A 17801-nucleotide genomic window follows, 5' to 3' on the forward strand; every position below is an offset into this window, starting at 1 on the left:
CAGGACGGCTTTCCGTCCGGAATTACACCGAAACAAAGAGGCAGGCGGTTTGCCGTTTTCGTGAGGACCGAGAAACGCCTCAGGCTCGCGCCTTGACGTTGAGCGTCTCGGGCACCGGTGTCAGCGGCCGGCGGTCGGTAAACCACGACACGAGGTTGTCGACGCACAGATCGGCCATGGCGCGGCGGGTGTGGACCGACGCCGAGCCGACATGCGGCAGAAGCGAGGCGTTGGGAGCATCGAGCAGGGCCTGCGGCACGTTCGGCTCGTCGGCAAAGACGTCGAGCCCGACGGCTGCGATGGTGCCGCTCTTGAGGGCGGCAGCGAGGGCTGCCTCGTCCACCGTCGAGCCGCGGCCGATATTGACAAAGACGCCGTTCGAACCCAGCGCCGACAGGACCTCGGCATTGACCGCTTTCTCGGTGGAGGTGCCGCCCGGGGCAATGCAGATCAGCGTGTCGACGGCTTCGGCAAGCCCCTTCAAAGTGGCATGATATTCGTAAGCCAGGCCTTCGACCTTGCGGCGGTTGTGATAGGCGATCGGCAGGCCGAAGGCTTCAAGGCGACGGGCGACGGCCCGGCCGATGCGGCCCATGCCGAAGATACCGACACGGCGGCCACGCAATGTAAGCCGGCTCAGGCGATAATTGCCATTCGTCACCCAGTCGCCGTCGCGCAGCCATTTCTCGGCGGCGTAGAGCTCACGCACGGTGTTGATCAGAAGGCCGATGGCGGTGTCGGCGACCTCCTCGGTCAAGACATCGGGCGTGTTGGTGACCATGACGCCGCGCTTGGCCGCGTGACCGGCGTCGACCGAATCATAGCCGACGCCGAAGCTGGCGATGATCTCAAGATTGGGCAGCGCATCGATCACCGCCGCGTCGATGCCTGCATAGGAGGCGATGCCGCGCACGGAGGCGCGCATCTCGTCCGTAACCAAAGACGGATCGGCGCGTTCGATCCGCACACACTTGAACGCCTCGTCGATGCGGCCGAGGGCATGGCCGTTGAAATCGCCCGGCACAAGGATGGCGACCGGCAATTTTCCTTCGGCCTTGCTCATGCACGCTCCACCGGCTTGCCGGTCGACTGCCGCACATGCAGTTCCGGCTTGATCAGCTCCTGCGAGGGCCGCACTGCCTGTCCGTTCAATTTGTCGAGCAGGGCGCTGGCGGCGCGGCGGCCGACCTCGCGCTGGCCGTTCCAGACCGTGGTCAGGGCCGGTGTCGCGATTGCCGCCTCCTCGAGATCGTCATAGCCGGTGACCGAAATATCGACGCCCGGCACGAGGCCGGCGCGCGCGATGCCGTTCATCAACCCGATCGCGACCAGATCGTTCCAGCAGCAGGCAGCGGTGGGCCTGTCCTTCAGCGCCAGAAACTGTCCCGAGGCCTCGAAACCCGCCTGCTTGGTGCGCGGCCCGGGAATGCGCCAGGACGGCTTCACCTCCAGGCCGGCCGCCTCCATCGCGTTGAGATAGCCCTGGTAGCGGTCGCGGCCGGTCGAGGTCTGGTCGGTGCCGCCGACCATGGCGATGCGTTTGTGGCCGAGCGAGATCAGATGATTGGTGGCGAGCGCCGTGCCATAGGCATCGTCGCCGCGGAACACCGGCACATCGGCGCCGGCGACGGTGCGCGCGATCAGCACCGCCGGCAGGCCGTTTTCCTCGGCCATGATGATGTCCTCGGCCGGCGTGCCGATGGCCGGCGACATGATGACGCCGTCGGCGCCGAGCTGCAGCAGCGTATCGATGAAGGTGCGCTGCTTTTCCAGCTGGTCGTAGTGGTTTGACAGGATGAAGGTCTGGCGGCTGCGGTCGAGCTCGCTTTCGATCGAGCGCAGTATCTCGGCGAAGAACGGGTTCATGATGTCGTGCACGACGACGCCGACGATGCCGGAGCGCGAGGTGCGCAACGAGGCGGCGCGACGGTTGTAGATATAGCCGATGGCGCGGGCGTGCTCCTTGATGCGCTCGCGCGTCGTGCCGGCGACCAGCGGGCTGTCGCGCAGCGCCAGCGACACCGTTGCCGTGGACACGCCGAGCGCATCCGCGATCGTCGAAAGCTTGATCTTCTGTGCCAGTGCCCTTCGCTCCCCAGGGTCTTTAAATTTTTTAAAACGGCCTTATGCCACCGGATTCGGCGCAAATCAAAGTTTTTTCGCCAGCGCCTCGGCCTCGGTGTCGAGCGAGGCGGAGTTGCGGACGCGAAGCCGGTGCTCGCGATGGATGATGTAGAGCCCGCTGGCAACGATGATGGCGGCGCCGAGCAGCGTCCAGCGGTCGGGGAACTGGTGGAAGATCAGCCAGCCGGAAATGATCATCCACACCATCTGCGAATAGGGATAGGGCGCGAGCTGCGTCGTGGTCGCCAGACGATAGGCTCGGACCAGCAAATAGTGGCCGCCGGCACCGAAGACGCCGAGCATCAACAGGATGACCCAGTGCCAGCCATCCTGCGGCAATGACAGCGAGAAAGGCAGCAGCGGCAGGAGGAGCACGGCGGGCGCCAGCGCCGAAAAGAGGATCAGGCTCTCCGAGCTCTCCGTCGACGACATGCGCCGCGTCATGATCACGTAAAAACTGTTCGACAGCATCGAGCCCAGCGCGAAGAGATGACCGATGCCGAACACGCCGACGCCAGGCCTGGTGATGATCAGCACGCCGACGAAGCCGGTGAGAATCGCCAGCCAGCGCCGCCAGCCGGCCCATTCGCCGAGCAGCGGGCCGGCAAGCGCGGTGATGACCATCGGGCCGAAGAAATAGATCGACGTTGTCTCGGCCAGCTGCAGCGTGCGCAGCGCCAGGATATTGAACATGGTCGAGCCGAACAAAAGGACGCCGCGCAAGAGGTGCGCCGGCAGGTTGTTGGCGCGGAAGCGAACCGGCTCGCGCCAGCCGCGCAGGAAGATGCCGACCAGCAGGACATGCACGGTGAAGCGGGCCCACGCGACGATCAGCGCCGAGACGCCGGCCAGCACCAGATATTTGCTGGAGGTGTCGAGAAAGGTGAAGCAGACATAGACGCACAGCATCAGAAGCATCGCCGCGGGCGGCGTCGCGCTGTCGTCATTGTTTCTGGGAGTGCTCAAGGTCGGGCCGAAGGAAGATAGACGGTACCCTTCTGAGGCAATCGGCCCTTGCCAGCAAGCCAAAAGCGACTGGCCCAACAAGCGCTTCGGACAGGCTTAGAGCGCATTGTCTGTTGGCGATGGCCTGAACAGTTCGCGCAGTCGTCATCCACGGGCGAAGCAAGGAGCGAAGCGACGCGCGCAGACCCGAGGATCCATGCCGTTACATTGACGCTCCGCCAGCGGCGCAGAATTCTGCCCCGTTGCACACTCCGGCTAAGGTCGCGGAATGGATCCTCGGGTCTCCGCGTCCGCTTCGCTCCCGCTCTGCCCGTGGACGACGAAGCTGGTGAGTTTGCTGCCAATCTCGGCGGTTCAAGATGGCATAAATCAGCCATGCATGCGGGCGCCCTTGGTGATCTTGTCGACGAGCTTTTTCTCGCCGCGCATGGCGATCCCCACGACCTTGGCGTCGTCCGGGGCGAATTCGGCGAAGACGGCGCGGTTGGCGACGTCGTGCCCGGTCGCGAACATCTCCTCGACATAGGCGGACGTCGTCACGCCGCGTTCCAATGCCCGGCGGTGAATCGTACCCAGCGTCGCCGCATCGGCCGACAAGACAATGACCGGCTGGATCGACATCGGGTTGTAGAGGTTGCCGGCACGATCACGGTAAGCCTCGCCGATGATTTCGGGGAACTGCGCAACGATGCCGCTGGTCAGGAACGCGGTGACGTTGAGCTTCTGCCATACCGGCAGGTCCTCTCTGAGAACAATTGCAATTTTCGTATCGAACACCAAGATTGAGACTCCGAGACGGCCCGTGACGGGCGGGACAGGCAATGGCGCAGGCTCTAAGCGAAGAAGCGAAGGAAGGTCTTGAACGTTCGTGCGCGGATGCGGCCAACGGCGATCGCATCGTTTCGGCTCCGGGCGGCTCGGGTCTCGAACGCATCGAGGCGCGCTTCCATGGCAACGCCTTCGAGCTGCACCGGCACGACACCTATGCTATCGGCGTGACATTGAACGGTGTGCAGCGCTTCCATTATCGCGGCGCGCTGCGACACAGCCTGCCCGGCCAGGCGATCGTGCTGCATCCGGATGAATTGCACGATGGCGGCGCCGGCACGGAAGACGGCCTGCGCTACAGGATCCTGTATCTGGAGCCGTCCCTGCTGCTCGACTGCCTCGATGGCGAGCCGCTGCCTTTCGTTCGCGACGCCGTGGTCGACGATCCTCGCTTGCGCGATACGTTGTTGTCGGCGCTGGCACCGCTGGACGAGGCACTCGGCGACCTGTTCGTGGCGGATTTCGTTGCGCAGCTGGCGCAACACCTCAAACGCCATGCCGGGCAGCCGGCAAAGTCAACGGGCAAGACCGCATGGCGCGCCGCCGCGCTTGCCCGCGACTATCTCGAGGAGAATGCCGAGCGACCGGTGCGCTCCGATGAGCTGGAGGCCGTCACCGGCCTCGACCGCTACGCGCTGTCGCGCCATTTTCGCGCGACCTTTTCGACCAGCCCGCATCGCTTCCTGTTGATGCGCCGGCTGCAAAAGGCGCGGCGCATGATCGCCGAGGGCGAGTCGCTGGCGGAAATCGCCGCCGGCGCCGGCTTCAGCGACCAGAGCCATTTCAACCGGCATTTCAAGAAGGCGTTCGGCATGACGCCGGGGCGCTGGGCAGCGCTGGTGCGCGACGCGTAAGCGCGACGCGCAGCATCGTCCGCTAAGCCGCCGATATTTGGGTGAAGCGACGACGCTTACGCGTCACGCTTCATCCAACTCCGCGTCATCGTCGATCAGCACCAGATCTTCGTTCGACAGATTCGCCTCGATGCGGGCGAGCAGCTTGAACAGCGCCTTCTGGTCCTTCTTGTCGAGGCCTCTCAGCGCCTGCTTCTCGGTCTTCTTGACCGACTTCTCGATGGCGCGGATGGTTTCACGGCCGGAGTCGGTGAGGAAGATATGGGCCTGGCGGGCATCGGCGTTGGAGGCGCGCTTTTCCAGGAAACCCTGCGCCTGCAGCCGGTTGATGGTCTTGGTGATGGTCGGCGGGCGCACGCCGAGCCGGCCGGCGAGATTGCCGGGGGTCTGGCCGTCCTCGCGGTCGAGCGCCAGCATGATCTGGTCCTGGCCGGCATAGAAGCCGTGGGCCAGAAGCCGCGCGGCGAGCGCTGTGCGCGCCAGCCTTGCCGCCGAATGCAGCCGGCTCATTGTCGCTGTCTTGTCCGCCTTGGCCATGGTCGTTCCCTCTTCGGCCGAACCGGCGCATCCAGCATAGAGGCTGTCCGACGGCTGGCAAATGACGATTTAAAGAGTCCGGCTTGCGGAACGCTTTGCCGGCAAGCATTGCGGTGCCCGCGCAGGTGATGCCAGATGTTTATTTCAGTTAGATGACAAACGACTTTTGCACCGGCGAGATTCACAGCGGACGCTGATGAAGGCGCTTGGGCGCCCGAGCAGTTCCTCCGTCTGGCCTGCCTCGGCCGCCGCCGATCCGTGTGCGGCGCCGCTCCGCTTGGAGGGTCGGCCTGGCCCATCGGTTTGGCGCGTGCAAAAGCTCGACACCCATCCTATATCAGGCCGACAATCCAGGATTTTCGAGGCAACCCATGAGCGACGCACAGACGCAAATCCCCGTAACCGTTCTCACCGGCTATCTCGGCGCGGGCAAGACGACGCTGCTCAACCGCATCCTGTCGGAGAGCCACGGCAAGCGTTACGCCGTCATCGTCAACGAGTTCGGCGAGATCGGCATCGACAACGACCTGATCGTCGAATCCGACGAGGAAATCTACGAGATGAACAATGGCTGTGTCTGCTGCACGGTGCGCGGCGACCTGATCCGCGTCGTCGAAGGCCTGATGAAACGCCCGGGCCGCTTCGACGCCATCGTCGTCGAGACCACGGGTCTTGCCGACCCGGTGCCGGTGGCGCAGACCTTCTTCATGGACGACGACGTGCGCACCAAGACCAAGCTCGACGCGGTGGTGGCGCTGGTCGACGCCAAGCACCTGCCGCTGCGCCTTAAGGATTCCAAGGAAGCCGAGGACCAGATCGCGTTCGCCGACGTGGTGGTGCTGAACAAGACCGACCTCGTCACGCCGGACGAGCTCGAAAAGGTCGAGGCGACGATCCGCGCCATCAACCCGGCGGCAAAAATCCATCGCACGCAGCGTTCCGGCGTGGCGCTTGACGAAGTGCTCGACCGCGGCGCCTTCGACCTGTCGCGGGCGCTGGAGAACGATCCGCATTTCCTCGACGCGCACGACCATGACCATGACCATCATCATGATCATGACGGTCACGATCATCACCATCACGACCATGCTTCCGACATCCATGACGTGACGGTGAAGTCGGTGTCGCTGCGCGGCGGCGAGATGGACCCCAAGAAATTCTTTCCCTGGATCGAGAAGGTGACCCAGATGGAAGGGCCGAACATCCTGCGGCTGAAGGGCATCATCGCGCTGAAGGGCGACGAGGACCGGTATGTGCTGCAGGGCGTGCACATGATCCTCGAAGGCGACCACCAGCGCGCCTGGAAGGATGGCGAAAAACACGAAAGCCGGCTGGTCTTCATCGGCCGCGATCTCGACGCCGAGCGGCTCAGGAAGAGTTTTGAAGCCTGCCAGGCGGCTTGATTTCCTGACTTTCAAGCGCTAGCGCTGCCCGTTCTTCCTTCTCCCCTTGTGGGAGAAGGTGGCCTCGCGAAGCGAGGTCGGATGAGGGGTGCTCCAGCTTGGCAAGGACGGCAATCCGTCCAACACCCCTCATCCGTCTTGGCGCTGCGCGCCAATCCACCTTCTCCCACAAGGGGAGAAGGAGGAGCCACATCTAGCCGCGCCGGCTATCTCGAACGGATCGTTTGCATGCCCACAGTCGCCCCGCTTGATCTCGAAGGCCATTGCGTTGCCGCCGTCTTCTTGAACGACGTGCCGCATTTCGCGCTCGCCGACGGTTCAATCCACCGGTTGGATAACGGGCACAAGACGGTGCGGGCCAATGACGGCCTGCTCGCCGCCTTCCATGACGCGGCCAACGACCGGCTGATCACCGGCGGCGAGGATGGCAAGGTGTTTGCCGTGAAGGCCGGCGGCGAGGTGAGCGAGCTGGCCAGCGCCGGCAAAAAATGGATCACCAGCGTCACTGCCGGACCGCAGGGCGCGGTCGCCTATGCTTCGGGCAAGACGGCCTTCGTGCGTTTCGCCGACGGCAAGATCAAGGAATTTAGCCATCCGCGCTCGGTGGAGGGGCTGGCCTTCTCGCCCAAGGGCATGCGTTTCGGCGTCGCCCGCTACAATGGCGCGACGCTGCATTTCCCGGCCGCCGAGGGCAAACCGGTGGAGCTCGAATGGGGCGGCGCCCATACCGGCATCACCTTTTCACCGGACGGCGCCTTCCTCGTCACCACCATGCAGGAAAACGCGCTGCATGGCTGGAAGCTCGCCGACGGCAAGCACATGCGCATGTCGGGTTATCCGGGCAAGGTGAAGAGCCTGTCCTGGAGCGTGAAGGGCAAATGGCTGGCGAGCTCCGGCGCGCCGGCGGCGATCGTGTGGCCGTTCGCCAGCAAAGACGGACCGATGGGCAAGGCGCCGCTGGAACTCGGCACGCGCGGCAATACCATGGTGACCTGCGTCGCTTGCCATCCGAGCCAGGATGTCGTGGCCATCGGCTACGAGGACGGCATGGTGATCGCGGCGCGCTTCGCCGACGCCAAAGAAGTGCTGCTGCGCCGGCCCGGCACGGGCGCCATCACGTCGATGATGTGGGACAAGGAAGAACGCCGCGTCGTGTTTGGCAGCGCCGCCGGCGATTGCGGCGTGATCGATATCACGGCTTAAGGGGAGTAAGGCAGTAGGCAGTAAGGGAGTAGGGAAATAGCGCTTGAAAGCCACCCTACTGCCCTACTGCCCTACTGCCCTACTGCCCTACTGCCCTACTGCCCTACTGCCCTACTGCCCGAGGGGGACTTCATGGATTCAATCGACCGGACTTCCATCGGCGGCATCGACGTCGCCCGCATCGCCGAATTGCGCGAGACGGAGGCGGCCGCCTTCCGCAAGGCGCGGCCGAAATCCGAGGCGAAGCTCGGCAACGGCATTGCCGGTTTCCTCGGCGGGGTGCCGATGCACTGGATGAGCGACTGGCCGACGCCGTTCCCGATCCTGGTCGACGGCGCCAAGGGCGCTACCATCACCGACATCGACGGCAATAGGCTCGACGATTTCTGCCTCGGCGACACCGGCTCGATGCTCGGCCATTCGCCGCCGGCGGTCGCCCGCGCGATCCGCCGGCAGGCCGCTCGGGGTCTGACTTATATGCTGCCAAGCGAGGATGCGCTGGCGATCGGCCCACTGCTGCAGCAGCGCTTCGGCCTGCCCTATTGGCAGATCGCCACCACCGCCACCGACGCCAACCGCTTTGCGCTGCGCGTCGCCCGCGCGGTGACCGGGCGCGAGAAGATCCTGGTCTTCAACGGCTGCTATCATGGCTCGGTTGACGAGACGATGGTGCGGCTGATCGACGACAAACCGGTCAACCGGCCTGGGCTGGCCGGCGAATTCCGCGACCTGACGCGAGCGACCAAGATCGTCGAGTTCAACGACATTGCCGCGCTCGAGGCAGCGCTTGCGGCCCGCGACGTCGCCTGCGTCATCACCGAGCCGGTGCTGACCAATTCCTGCATGGTGCTGCCGGAACCCGGTTTCCACGACGCGCTGCGGCGCCTGACCCGCGCGGCCGGCACGCTGCTGCTGATCGACGAGACGCACACCATTTCGACGGGGCCGGGCGGTTATACGCGCAAGCACGGGCTGGAGCCGGACCTGTTCGTGCTCGGCAAGCCGGTGGCCGGCGGCGTGCCGGCGAGCATCTGGGGCATGAGCGAGGAGGTCGCCACGCGCTATGGCGCCTACAACCAGACCAAGGAGCCCGGCTATTCCGGCATGGGCACCACGCTGTCGGCGAACCCGCTGCAATTCGCGGCGATGCGCGCCACGCTGGAAGAGGTGATGACGGAGGCAGCCTACGCCCATATGGACCGGCTGGCGCGCCGCCTCGATGCGGGGCTCTCCGCCGTCATTCAGCGAAGCAAGCTGCCCTGGCATGTCGCGCGGGTCGGCGCCCGCGTCGAGTTCATCTGTGCGCCCGGACCGCTGCAAAACGGCGGCGAGGCCGAGAAGGCGCATGCGCCGGAACTCGAAGCCGCCATCCATGTCGCGCTGGTCAATCGCGGCGTGCTGATCGCGCCGTTCCACAACATGATGCTGATCTCACCGGCAACGACTTCGGCGCAAGTGAGCCGACTGATCGCCGCCTTCGCCGCGGTTGCGGGCAAGCTTGCGGCGTGAGAAAAGCGGCGATGGACAATCTGAACGCCGCTACCACCTCCCCTTCCGGCTCGACTCCCGCCGAGGCGAAGGCGTTTCTCGACGCACATCCCGAGATCGAGGCGTTCGACATCGTGCTCACCGACGCCAACGGCATCGGCCGCGGCAAGATCGTGCGCCGGCACGAGCTGATGGGCATTTTCGAGAACGGCCGGCATCTGCCGATCTCGATCCTCGGCCTCGACATCACCGGCGAGGATGTGCACGAGACCGGGCTGGTGTGGGACACCGGCGACGGCGATCTCAGGGCATGGCCGATCCCCGGCACGCTGGTCCCGCTCTTCGGCACCAACCCGCCGCGCGGCCAGGTGCTGATGTCGATGCACCACCTCGACGGCCAGCCGATGACCTCCGACCCGCGGCTGGTGCTGGCAAGGCAGGTGGAATTGCTGGCGGCGCGCGGACTGCATCCGGCGGGCGCCTTCGAGCTCGAGTTTTTCCTGCTGTCCAATGAGCGCGACGCGGATGGCAAGGTTCAGCCTGCCCGCGCGGTGCTCGACGGCCGCCGCTCGGCCAAGACCGAGGTCTATTCGGTCGACCATCTGCATGGCATGGAGCCGCTGTTTTCCGACATCTACGCAGCCGCGAGGGCGCAAGGCATTCCAGCCGAGACGGTGATCTCCGAATACGCGCCCGGCCAGTACGAACTGACGCTCAACTACCGCAAGGACGTGATGAGGGCGGCCGACGATCTCGTCATGCTGAAGCGGCTGGTGCGGGCGCAGGCGCGGCGGCACGGCGTCACCGCCTGCTTCATGGCCAAACCCATCGAGGCCTATGCCGGATCGGGCATGCATTTCCATGTCTCGCTGCAGGACGATGGCGGCCGCAACGTCTTCACCGAGGCCGCCGGCGAGAAATGGTCGCTAAGCCTGCTCAACGCGCTTGGCGGCCTCATCCACACCATGGCGGAATCCATGCTGGTGTTTGCGCCGCACGCCAATTCATGGCGTCGCTTCGTCTCGCAATCCTATGCCCCCGTGGCGCCCAGTTGGGGCGTCAACAACCGCTCGGTGGCGCTGCGCGTGCCGGCGGGCGAGGCCAGGAACCGCCGCATCGAGCACCGGCCGTCGGGCGTCGACGCGAATCCGTACCTTGTCGCCGCAACGGTGCTGGCCGGCATCGTCAAGGGCCTGGACGAGGGTCTGGACCCTGGCCTCGAGACGACCGGGAACGGCTATGAACAGGCAACGGAGAAATCGAGCATGCCCGCCGACTGGCGCGCCGCAATCGAAGCGGCCAGAGGCTCCGATTTCCTGAAGTCGGCGCTCGGCCCCGACCTGCACCGAACCTTCGTGGCGATCAAGCAGGCGGAATATCTGCGCGTTGCACGCACCGTCAGCGAGCTGGACTATCATCTCTATTTGCATGAGGTTTGAGCACAGGGCCCGACAGGCACGGCAATCACGTTTTGCCGACGGCAGGAGATGCCGAAGAAATATTGGCGGAACCTTCCCGCGGCCTCGCTCATTCCAGATTTGACAGCAGGAGCAGACAGAGCTGCGTCAGAGATGATCGACCGGATGCCAACCACCCCAGCACCGCGCCATGGGAAGGTGAAGGCCAAGCATTGGCCGACGCCCGAGCCGGCCGATGTGGTGGCGCCTGAAGCCGACGATATTCCGGAGTTGCGCGAAGAGGCGAAAGGCTGCCGCCGCTGCCCGCTTTGGCATGACGCAACGCAGACCGTGTTCGGCGAAGGGCCGGAAAGCGCGGACGTGGTCTTCGTCGGCGAACAGCCAGGCGATCAGGAGGATCTGGCCGGCAAACCATTTGTCGGCCCGGCCGGCAGAATATTCGACAGCATCCTGGACGACGCCGAAATCGATCGCCGCAAGGTCTATGTGACCAATGCGGTCAAACACTTCAAATTCGAGCCGCGCGGCAAGCGGCGCATCCATTCCAAGCCCAATGCCGGCGAAATCCAGGCCTGCCGCTGGTGGCTGGACAAGGAGCTCGACCTCGTCAAGCCGAACCTCGTGGTGGCGCTCGGCGCGACGGCGGCGCAGTCGCTGCTCGGCAAGGCCGTGCCGATCACCAAGATGCGCGGCGATGTGATCGAGCGCGAGGATGGCTTGCGCGTGTTTGTGACCATCCACCCCTCCTTCATCCTGCGCATCCGCGATCATGAGGACAAGGAGGCGGAGAGGGACCGGTTTTTGCAGGATATGCGGAAGGTGAAGGGGCTGATGGCTGCTTGATCGTTCTACGCACCCGAGGGACCGGTGGGCATGCGCTTTTGAACGGCTCTGCGGCGTTGGAGATTAGCCGAAGCGCCTATCGCTTCGTCATCCACGGGCGGAGCAAGGAGCGAAGCGACGCGCGCAGACCCGAGGATCCATTCCGTGACTTCCAGGCGTCGCAATGGTGCAGAGTTCTGCTCCGCTGCATCCTACGGCTCAGGTCACGGAATGGATTCCAGGGTCTTCGCGACGGAGCTTCGCTCCTGCTTCGCCCTGGAATGACGACGTCAGCGCTTATCGCGCTACCTAACCAGAATCGCCCTCAGATCATTCACATTCGTGCCGGTCGGCCCCGGGACGAACAAATCTCCGACCGCATTGAAGGCCGTCCAGGCATTGTTGCCGGCGAGCATCGCCTTGGCGTCGACGCCTGCCGCGCGCATGCGCGCCACGGTCGAGCCGTTGGCGAAGGCGCCGGCATTGTTCTCCGAGCCGTCGATGCCGTCGGTGTCGGCGGCCAAGGCATCGATGCCGTTCACGCCGTCGATGCCAATGGCGAAAGCGAGCAGGAATTCGGAATTGCGGCCGCCCTTGCCTTTTGCCCGCAACGTCACGGTCGTTTCGCCGCCCGAGAGGATAAGCACTGGCTTCTTGAAGGGGCGGTTGCGCGTCGCTACTTCGCGCGCGATCGCGGCGTGGACGCCGCCAACCTCGCGCGCCTCGCCCTCGATCGCGTCCGACAGGATGACGGCCTGAATGCCTTGCCGCTCAGCCTCGGCGGCGGCGGCTTCCAGAGAGACGCCGGCCGAGGCGGTCAGGTGCACCTCGTTGCCAGCAAAGCGCCGATCATCGGGACGCGGCGCGTCCGCGGCCGGAGACTGGATATGCGCCATGACGGAGCCCGGCAGCTTCATGCCGTAGGCGGCGATCGAGGCCAGCGCATCCGCGCGGCTGCCGGTGTCGGGAACGGTCGGTCCCGATGCGACCAGCGCCGGATTGTCGCCCGGGATATCGGAAACGACCAGCGACACCACGCGCGCCGGATGCGCGGCAGCGGCCAGGCGTCCGCCCTTGATGGTCGAGACATGCTTGCGGATGGTGTTCATCGCCGCGATTGGCGCGCCGGAGGCAAGCAGCGCCTCGTTGACGGCGATCTCGTCAGCAAGCGTCAGCCCCGGAGCCGGCGACGGCAGCAAGGCCGAGCCGCCGCCGGAAATCAGCGCCACGACCACGTCGTCCGAAGTCAGCCCACGCACTTTCTCCAGCAGCCGGCGCGACGCCTCGAGACCGGCGGCATCCGGCACCGGGTGCGCCGCTTCGATGATCTCGATGCGCTCGCACCTGGCGCCATAACCGTAGCGGGTGACGACTAGGCCATCGATGGGACCATCCCAGACCTTCTCGAAGGCCGCCGCCATCTGCGCCGAGCCTTTTCCCGCGCCAATGACGACGGTGCGGCCCTTCGGCTTCGCCGGCAAATGATTCCGGATCGTCTTTTCCGGGTCGGCGGCGGCGACGGCGGCGTTGAAGATCGATGTGAGGAAGCTTTTCGGGTCGGTCATTTTTCTTCCGGCGGCAGCGCAAGCCCGCTCGCATCGATGCCAAGATGGGCGCACAGCGCGTCGACCACGACGCCGTGGTCCTCGCGCTCGGGCAGGCCCGAGACGGCGATGACGCCGATGACGCCGGCACCCTTGACGGTGACCGGAAAGCCGCCGCCGGCGAGCACATAATCGGCAATGTCGAGCGCTTCGCCGATTTTGAACGTGCGGTCCGGGCGCTGCTGCTCAAGCACCAGGCGATAGGTGCTTCTGAGATAGCGCCTTACAACATTGATCTTGCGCCGCGCCCAATCGGGATTTGACGCGTTCGAACCCGGCATGGCGGCGTAGAAGAGCGGCCGATCGAAAGTCCTGATGTCAACGATGATCGGAAGATCTTCCTTCAGCGCCCGGTCCCTGATGTCAGAACCGATCTTGAAGGCGACAGCCTCATCGAAAGTCGGGAAGACCAGCGTGGCTTCCTGTTTCTTGATCAGAGCGATGTCGTCGGCGGTGGCCATGTCTCTTTCTCCGAAATCCCACCGTCGTTTGTACGACAAGCTCTGTCTGGTCAAGCATTCGTCGCAGACGCGCCAGGGTCGACCCCCACTCCGTCGAGCTTCGCTCGACACCTCTCCCCCGATCGACGGGGGAGAGGAAAGGCGCGAAGCGATTCAAGCTGGCGCCTTTCCAGTTGGCCCCTTTCCTCTCCCTCCGGAGGGGGGAGAGGTGGCGCCGCGAAGCGGCGACGGAGTGGGGGAACCACTTGGCAACCAGGCGCAGTCATCATCTTGCCCTACTCGAAGATCTACCCCATTGTCGGGACTTATCCCGCCACAATCGCGCTCTTCGCCGGCCGGCCCGCCACATAGACCTCGCGCACGGCACGATCGTCGCCCAGCGTCTGCAGCAGGAAGAGCTCTTCCGCCAGCGTCTCCACGGTCTCCATCCTGAGCCGCATGCCCGGCGTCGCGTGGGCGTCGAGCACTACGATGTCGGCATCGGTGCCTTCGTCCAGCGTGCCGACCCTGTCGGCCACCGACAGCGCTTCGGCGTTGCCGCGCGTCAGCTGCCAGAAGGACTGGAACGGATTGAGCTTCTCGCCGTTCAGCGCGATCACCTTGTAGCCTTCATCCATGGTGCGCAGCATCGAATAGTTGGTGCCGCCGCCGACATCGGTGGCTGCGGCTATCCTGAGCGGCTTCTCGCGCCGGCGGTAACGCTGGTAGTCGAACAGGCCGGAGCCGAGGAAGAGATTGGAGGTCGGGCAGAACACCACCACCGAGCCCGACTGCGACAGCGCATCTGCCTCGCGTTCTGACAGGTGGATGCAGTGGCCGAACAGGCTCTTTTTGCCGAGCAGGCCGTAATGCTCATAGACGTCGGTGTAGTCGCGCGACCAGGGATAGAGCTCCTGGGTGAAGGCGATCTCGGCGTGGTTTTCCGACAGATGCGTCTGCATGTGGAGATCGGGATGCTCGCGGCATAGCACGCCGGCCATCTCCATCTGCTCGGGCGTAGAGGTGATGGCGAAGCGCGGCGTGATGGCATAGAGTTGGCGGCCCTTGCCGTGCCATTCGGCGATCAGCGCCTTGGTATCGTCATAGCCGGTCTGCGGCGTGTCGAGCACGCCGTCCGGGGCGTTGCGATCCATCATCACCTTGCCGGCGATGTTGAGCATATTGCGCTCGTGCGACTCCGCGAAGAAAGCTTCGGCTGAACACTTGTGCACCGAGCAATAGGCGACGACGGTCGTCGTGCCCTGGCGCAGCATCTCGTCGAGGAAGACCCTGGCGATGCGGCGGCCATGCTGCGCGTTCTGGAATTTCGACTCTTCGGGAAAGGTGTATTTGTTCAGCCAGTCGAGCAGCTCGGCGCCGTAGGAGGCGATGATCTGCATCTGCGGCACATGAACGTGGGCGTCTAGGAAACCCGGCAAGATCAGATGCGGACGATGGTCGATCGTCTCGATGCCCGTGCCCGCCTTCTTCAAGACCTCCGCATAGGAACCGACGGCAACGATCTTGCCATTGTCGATCAGCAGTCCGCCATCTTCCTCGTAGCGCCAGGCGGAATGGTCGTCTATCGCTTCGGGCCAACGCAGGAAGGAGAGCGTGCGGCCGCGCAGAATTTTCGCTGTCATGCTTACTTTCCGGCGCCTTCGAACCAGGCGACCAGAAGGGCCCTTTCCTGGTCGGTGATCTGGGTGACGTTGGCGGGCGGCATGGCATGCGCCCGGCCGGCCTGGATGTAGATTTCGCGCGCATGCTCGGCGATGCGCTCGTCGGTGTCGAGCAGCACGCCCTTCGGCGCATGGTAGATGCCTTCATAGACCGGCTCTTGCGTGTGGCACATCGAGCAGCGGCCGAGCACGGTGTCGCGCACGGCCGGGAAATGCGCCGAGGCCATATAGACCTGCGCTGCGGCGGATGCGGCGGAGGTCTTCGGCTCGCCGGTCAGCACCTTCGGCACGGTCGACAGCCAGATGATGATCATGAACAGCACGGCGGCGCCCAACCATGTCCAGGTCGGGTTGCCCTTCCTTGCATGCACGGTGTTGAAATAGTGCCGGATCAGCACGCCGATGATGAAGACCAGCGAGGCGATGACCCAGTTGAACTCAGTGCCGAAAGCCAGCGGGTAGTGGTTCGACAGCATCAGGAACAGGACCGGCAAAGTCAGGTAGTTGTTGTGCAGCGAGCGCTGCTTGGCGATCTTGCCGTATTTCGGGTCCGGCTTGCGGCCGGCGATCAGGTCGGCGACGACGATCTTCTGGTTGGGGATGATGACCATGAAGACATTGGCCGACATGATGGTGGCGGTGATGGCGCCAAGATGCAGGAAGGCGGCGCGGCCGGTGAAAAGATGCGTCAGCCCCCAGGCGATGAACACCAGCACGCAATAGAGCACCAGCATCAGCCCGGTGTCGCTTTTGCCGAGCGGCGAGCGGCAGAGCAGGTCGTAGACAATCCAGCCGACGCCGATGGTGGCCAGCGACAAGAGGATGCCGACCGGCACCGAGATGTTGAGCACGTTGGGATCGATCAGGAAGAGATCGGCCCCGGCGTAATAGACCACGCAGAGCATGGCGAAGCCCGACAGCCAAGTGGCGTAGGATTCCCATTTGAACCAGGTGAGGTGCTCCGGCATCTCGGCCGGCGCCACCAGATATTTCTGGATGTGGTAGAAGCCGCCGCCATGCACCTGCCACTCCTCACCGAAGGCTCCGGCGGGCAGGCCGGGCCGCTGGCGCAGGCCGAGGTCGAGCGCGACGAAATAGAAGGACGAGCCGATCCAGGCGATGCCGGTGATGACGTGCAGCCAGCGGACCGCGAAGCTCAGCCAGTCCCAGAAAATCGCGAAATCCATCATTGCACTCGTCCCTGCCGATGAGAGCGACTTTACGGTCTGGCGCGCAAACGAAAAGAGGCGAGGTGCGCGATGACTTTCAAAAAAAAATGGAAAATACTAGGGTTGCCTAAGGTGTGTGAGGATTCAGGTCAGGCCGAGCCGAAAACGGCGGGTTTCGAGAACCGGAGCGGAGCGTAGTTGAAGTACGTGAGCACCGGAAGCGCAGGAACCCGGCGTTTGCAGGCCGGCATCAGCTGAATCTCCACACACCTTCGCGCAGCCGCTTGAGAGCCACACATGGCCTATCTCGACAACATCGCTGTCTTCGTTCGTGTCGTCGAGCTCGGCAATCTTTCGGCGGCGGGGCGCGACATGCGCATTTCGCCGGCGGTCGCCTCCAACCGCATCAAGGAACTGGAGAAGCATCTTGGGGTGCGGCTGTTCAACCGTACGACAAGACAGTTGATGCCGACCGAGCATGGCACGGTGTTCTACACCGGCGCCAAGCAGGTGCTGGACGCGATCACCGAGGCGGAGGCGGCGGTCGCCGCGCTCTCCGGCCAGCCACGCGGGACCATCAGGGTTACGGCGCCGCTCGGCCTCGGCCGGAGGCTGATCGCGTCAGGCATTCCGGACTTCCACGACAAATATCCCGATATCGAGGTGAGGCTTCGGCTCTCCGACCACAATGTCGATATCATGAAGGAAGGCATCGACGTCGCCTTCCGGCTCGGCATCATCGAGGATTCGAGCCTCAGGATGCGCGGCATCATGGAATGCGAGCGCGTGCTGGTGGCGGCGCCGAAATACCTGGAAGCGCGCGGCGAGCCGACCGAGGCGCAGGAGCTGATCGGTAAAAAGCACGACTGCCTGATGCTGCGCTATGCCGGCGCGCGCGAATATGTCTGGACGCTGCAGACGCCGAACGGACCGCAGAAATTCGAGGTGCACGGTCCCTATGACACCGACGACGGCGACGTTCTGACCGGCTGGGCACTATCGGGGCGTGGCATCATCAACAAGCCGCGTTTCGAGGTCGAGCCGTTCATCCGCGACCGGCGGCTGAAGGTGATCCTGCCCCAGGCGCCGCCGACGCCGGTGCAGTTCGCCGCCGTCTATCCGCACAAGAAGCTGCAGGATCCGAAGGTGCGGCTGCTGCTCGACTTCATGGCCGAGCGCTGCCAGCGGCTGATCAAGGACCTCCTGGCCGGGAAGTAACGGCCGGTGGCGTCGCCATTCCGGACGGAAGGCTACGGCGAAAGG

The 17801-nt window shown here is 64.5% G+C and carries 16 protein-coding genes; 7 read left to right on the top strand and 9 right to left on the bottom strand.

The features are described from left to right. Positions 1 to 79 precede the first annotated feature (79 nt). The 4 genes from LB535_RS05340 to LB535_RS05355 all read right to left on the bottom strand — a co-directional run bounded on the left by LB535_RS05340 (position 80) and on the right by LB535_RS05355 (position 3867). Positions 80 to 1063: a 2-hydroxyacid dehydrogenase gene (locus tag LB535_RS05340; RefSeq protein ID WP_224631431.1), complete on the bottom strand. Its 984-nt coding sequence runs from the start codon at positions 1061 to 1063 to the stop codon at positions 80 to 82. Next, on the bottom strand, positions 1060 to 2082 hold the full coding sequence (locus tag LB535_RS05345; RefSeq protein WP_095769389.1) for a LacI family DNA-binding transcriptional regulator: 1023 nt from the start codon (positions 2080 to 2082) through the stop codon (positions 1060 to 1062). The genes LB535_RS05340 and LB535_RS05345 overlap by 4 nt, the downstream gene beginning before the upstream one ends. A gap of 66 nt (positions 2083 to 2148) precedes the next feature. Further along, on the bottom strand, positions 2149 to 3033 hold the full coding sequence (locus tag LB535_RS05350; RefSeq protein ID WP_224631674.1) for a DMT family transporter: 885 nt from the start codon (positions 3031 to 3033) through the stop codon (positions 2149 to 2151). A gap of 426 nt (positions 3034 to 3459) precedes the next feature. After that, on the bottom strand, positions 3460 to 3867 hold the full coding sequence (locus tag LB535_RS05355; protein ID WP_224631432.1) for a DUF2000 family protein: 408 nt from the start codon (positions 3865 to 3867) through the stop codon (positions 3460 to 3462). Between the two features lie 44 nt (positions 3868 to 3911). Here LB535_RS05355 and LB535_RS05360 point away from each other — a divergent pair, with 44 nt between their 5' ends. Further along, complete coding sequence (locus LB535_RS05360) at positions 3912 to 4772, top strand: AraC family transcriptional regulator (RefSeq protein ID WP_224631433.1); 861 nt, start codon at positions 3912 to 3914, stop codon at positions 4770 to 4772. Positions 4773 to 4835: 63 nt separating this feature from the next. Here LB535_RS05360 and LB535_RS05365 read toward each other — a convergent pair whose 3' ends face one another. Then, positions 4836 to 5309, bottom strand: coding sequence for a MarR family winged helix-turn-helix transcriptional regulator (locus tag LB535_RS05365; protein ID WP_224631434.1), 474 nt, complete (start codon positions 5307 to 5309; stop codon positions 4836 to 4838). Positions 5310 to 5680: 371 nt separating this feature from the next. On the opposite strand from LB535_RS05365, the gene LB535_RS05370 reads away from it, so the two are divergent. The 5 genes from LB535_RS05370 (at position 5681) to LB535_RS05390 (ending at position 11664) form a co-directional block, all read left to right on the top strand. Beyond that, complete coding sequence (locus tag LB535_RS05370; RefSeq protein WP_224631435.1) at positions 5681 to 6712, top strand: CobW family GTP-binding protein; 1032 nt, start codon at positions 5681 to 5683, stop codon at positions 6710 to 6712. A gap of 228 nt (positions 6713 to 6940) precedes the next feature. Further along, positions 6941 to 7915, top strand: coding sequence for a WD40 repeat domain-containing protein (locus tag LB535_RS05375; RefSeq protein ID WP_224631436.1), 975 nt, complete (start codon positions 6941 to 6943; stop codon positions 7913 to 7915). Between the two features lie 132 nt (positions 7916 to 8047). Further along, positions 8048 to 9424, top strand: a complete 1377-nt coding sequence (locus tag LB535_RS05380; RefSeq protein ID WP_224631437.1) for an aspartate aminotransferase family protein — start codon at positions 8048 to 8050, stop codon at positions 9422 to 9424. Between the two features lie 11 nt (positions 9425 to 9435). Further along, on the top strand, positions 9436 to 10842 hold the full coding sequence (locus LB535_RS05385; protein ID WP_224631438.1) for a glutamine synthetase family protein: 1407 nt from the start codon (positions 9436 to 9438) through the stop codon (positions 10840 to 10842). Between the two features lie 48 nt (positions 10843 to 10890). Then, complete coding sequence (locus LB535_RS05390; RefSeq protein WP_224631439.1) at positions 10891 to 11664, top strand: UdgX family uracil-DNA binding protein; 774 nt, start codon at positions 10891 to 10893, stop codon at positions 11662 to 11664. Positions 11665 to 11948: 284 nt separating this feature from the next. Here LB535_RS05390 and LB535_RS05395 read toward each other — a convergent pair whose 3' ends face one another. From LB535_RS05395 to LB535_RS05410, 4 genes are all read right to left on the bottom strand, one after another. After that, positions 11949 to 13208, bottom strand: coding sequence for a glycerate kinase (locus LB535_RS05395; RefSeq protein WP_224631440.1), 1260 nt, complete (start codon positions 13206 to 13208; stop codon positions 11949 to 11951). Further along, entirely contained in the window at positions 13205 to 13708 is a 504-nt protein-coding gene (locus tag LB535_RS05400) for a heme-degrading domain-containing protein (protein ID WP_224631441.1), read from the bottom strand. The genes LB535_RS05395 and LB535_RS05400 overlap by 4 nt, the downstream gene beginning before the upstream one ends. A gap of 305 nt (positions 13709 to 14013) precedes the next feature. Beyond that, the gene (guaD, locus tag LB535_RS05405; protein ID WP_224631442.1) at positions 14014 to 15330 is read right to left on the bottom strand and encodes a guanine deaminase; all 1317 of its coding nucleotides are present in this window, start codon (positions 15328 to 15330) and stop codon (positions 14014 to 14016) included. 2 nt (positions 15331 to 15332) lie between these two features. Next, positions 15333 to 16559: a urate hydroxylase PuuD gene (locus tag LB535_RS05410; RefSeq protein WP_224631443.1), complete on the bottom strand. Its 1227-nt coding sequence runs from the start codon at positions 16557 to 16559 to the stop codon at positions 15333 to 15335. Positions 16560 to 16835: 276 nt separating this feature from the next. Between LB535_RS05410 and LB535_RS05415 the strand changes: the two genes are divergently transcribed. After that, the gene (locus LB535_RS05415; protein ID WP_140844725.1) at positions 16836 to 17756 is read left to right on the top strand and encodes a LysR family transcriptional regulator; all 921 of its coding nucleotides are present in this window, start codon (positions 16836 to 16838) and stop codon (positions 17754 to 17756) included. Positions 17757 to 17801 lie beyond the last annotated feature (45 nt).

This window comes from Mesorhizobium sp. CA10, assembly GCF_020165285.1.
Lineage (GTDB): Bacteria > Pseudomonadota > Alphaproteobacteria > Rhizobiales > Rhizobiaceae > Mesorhizobium.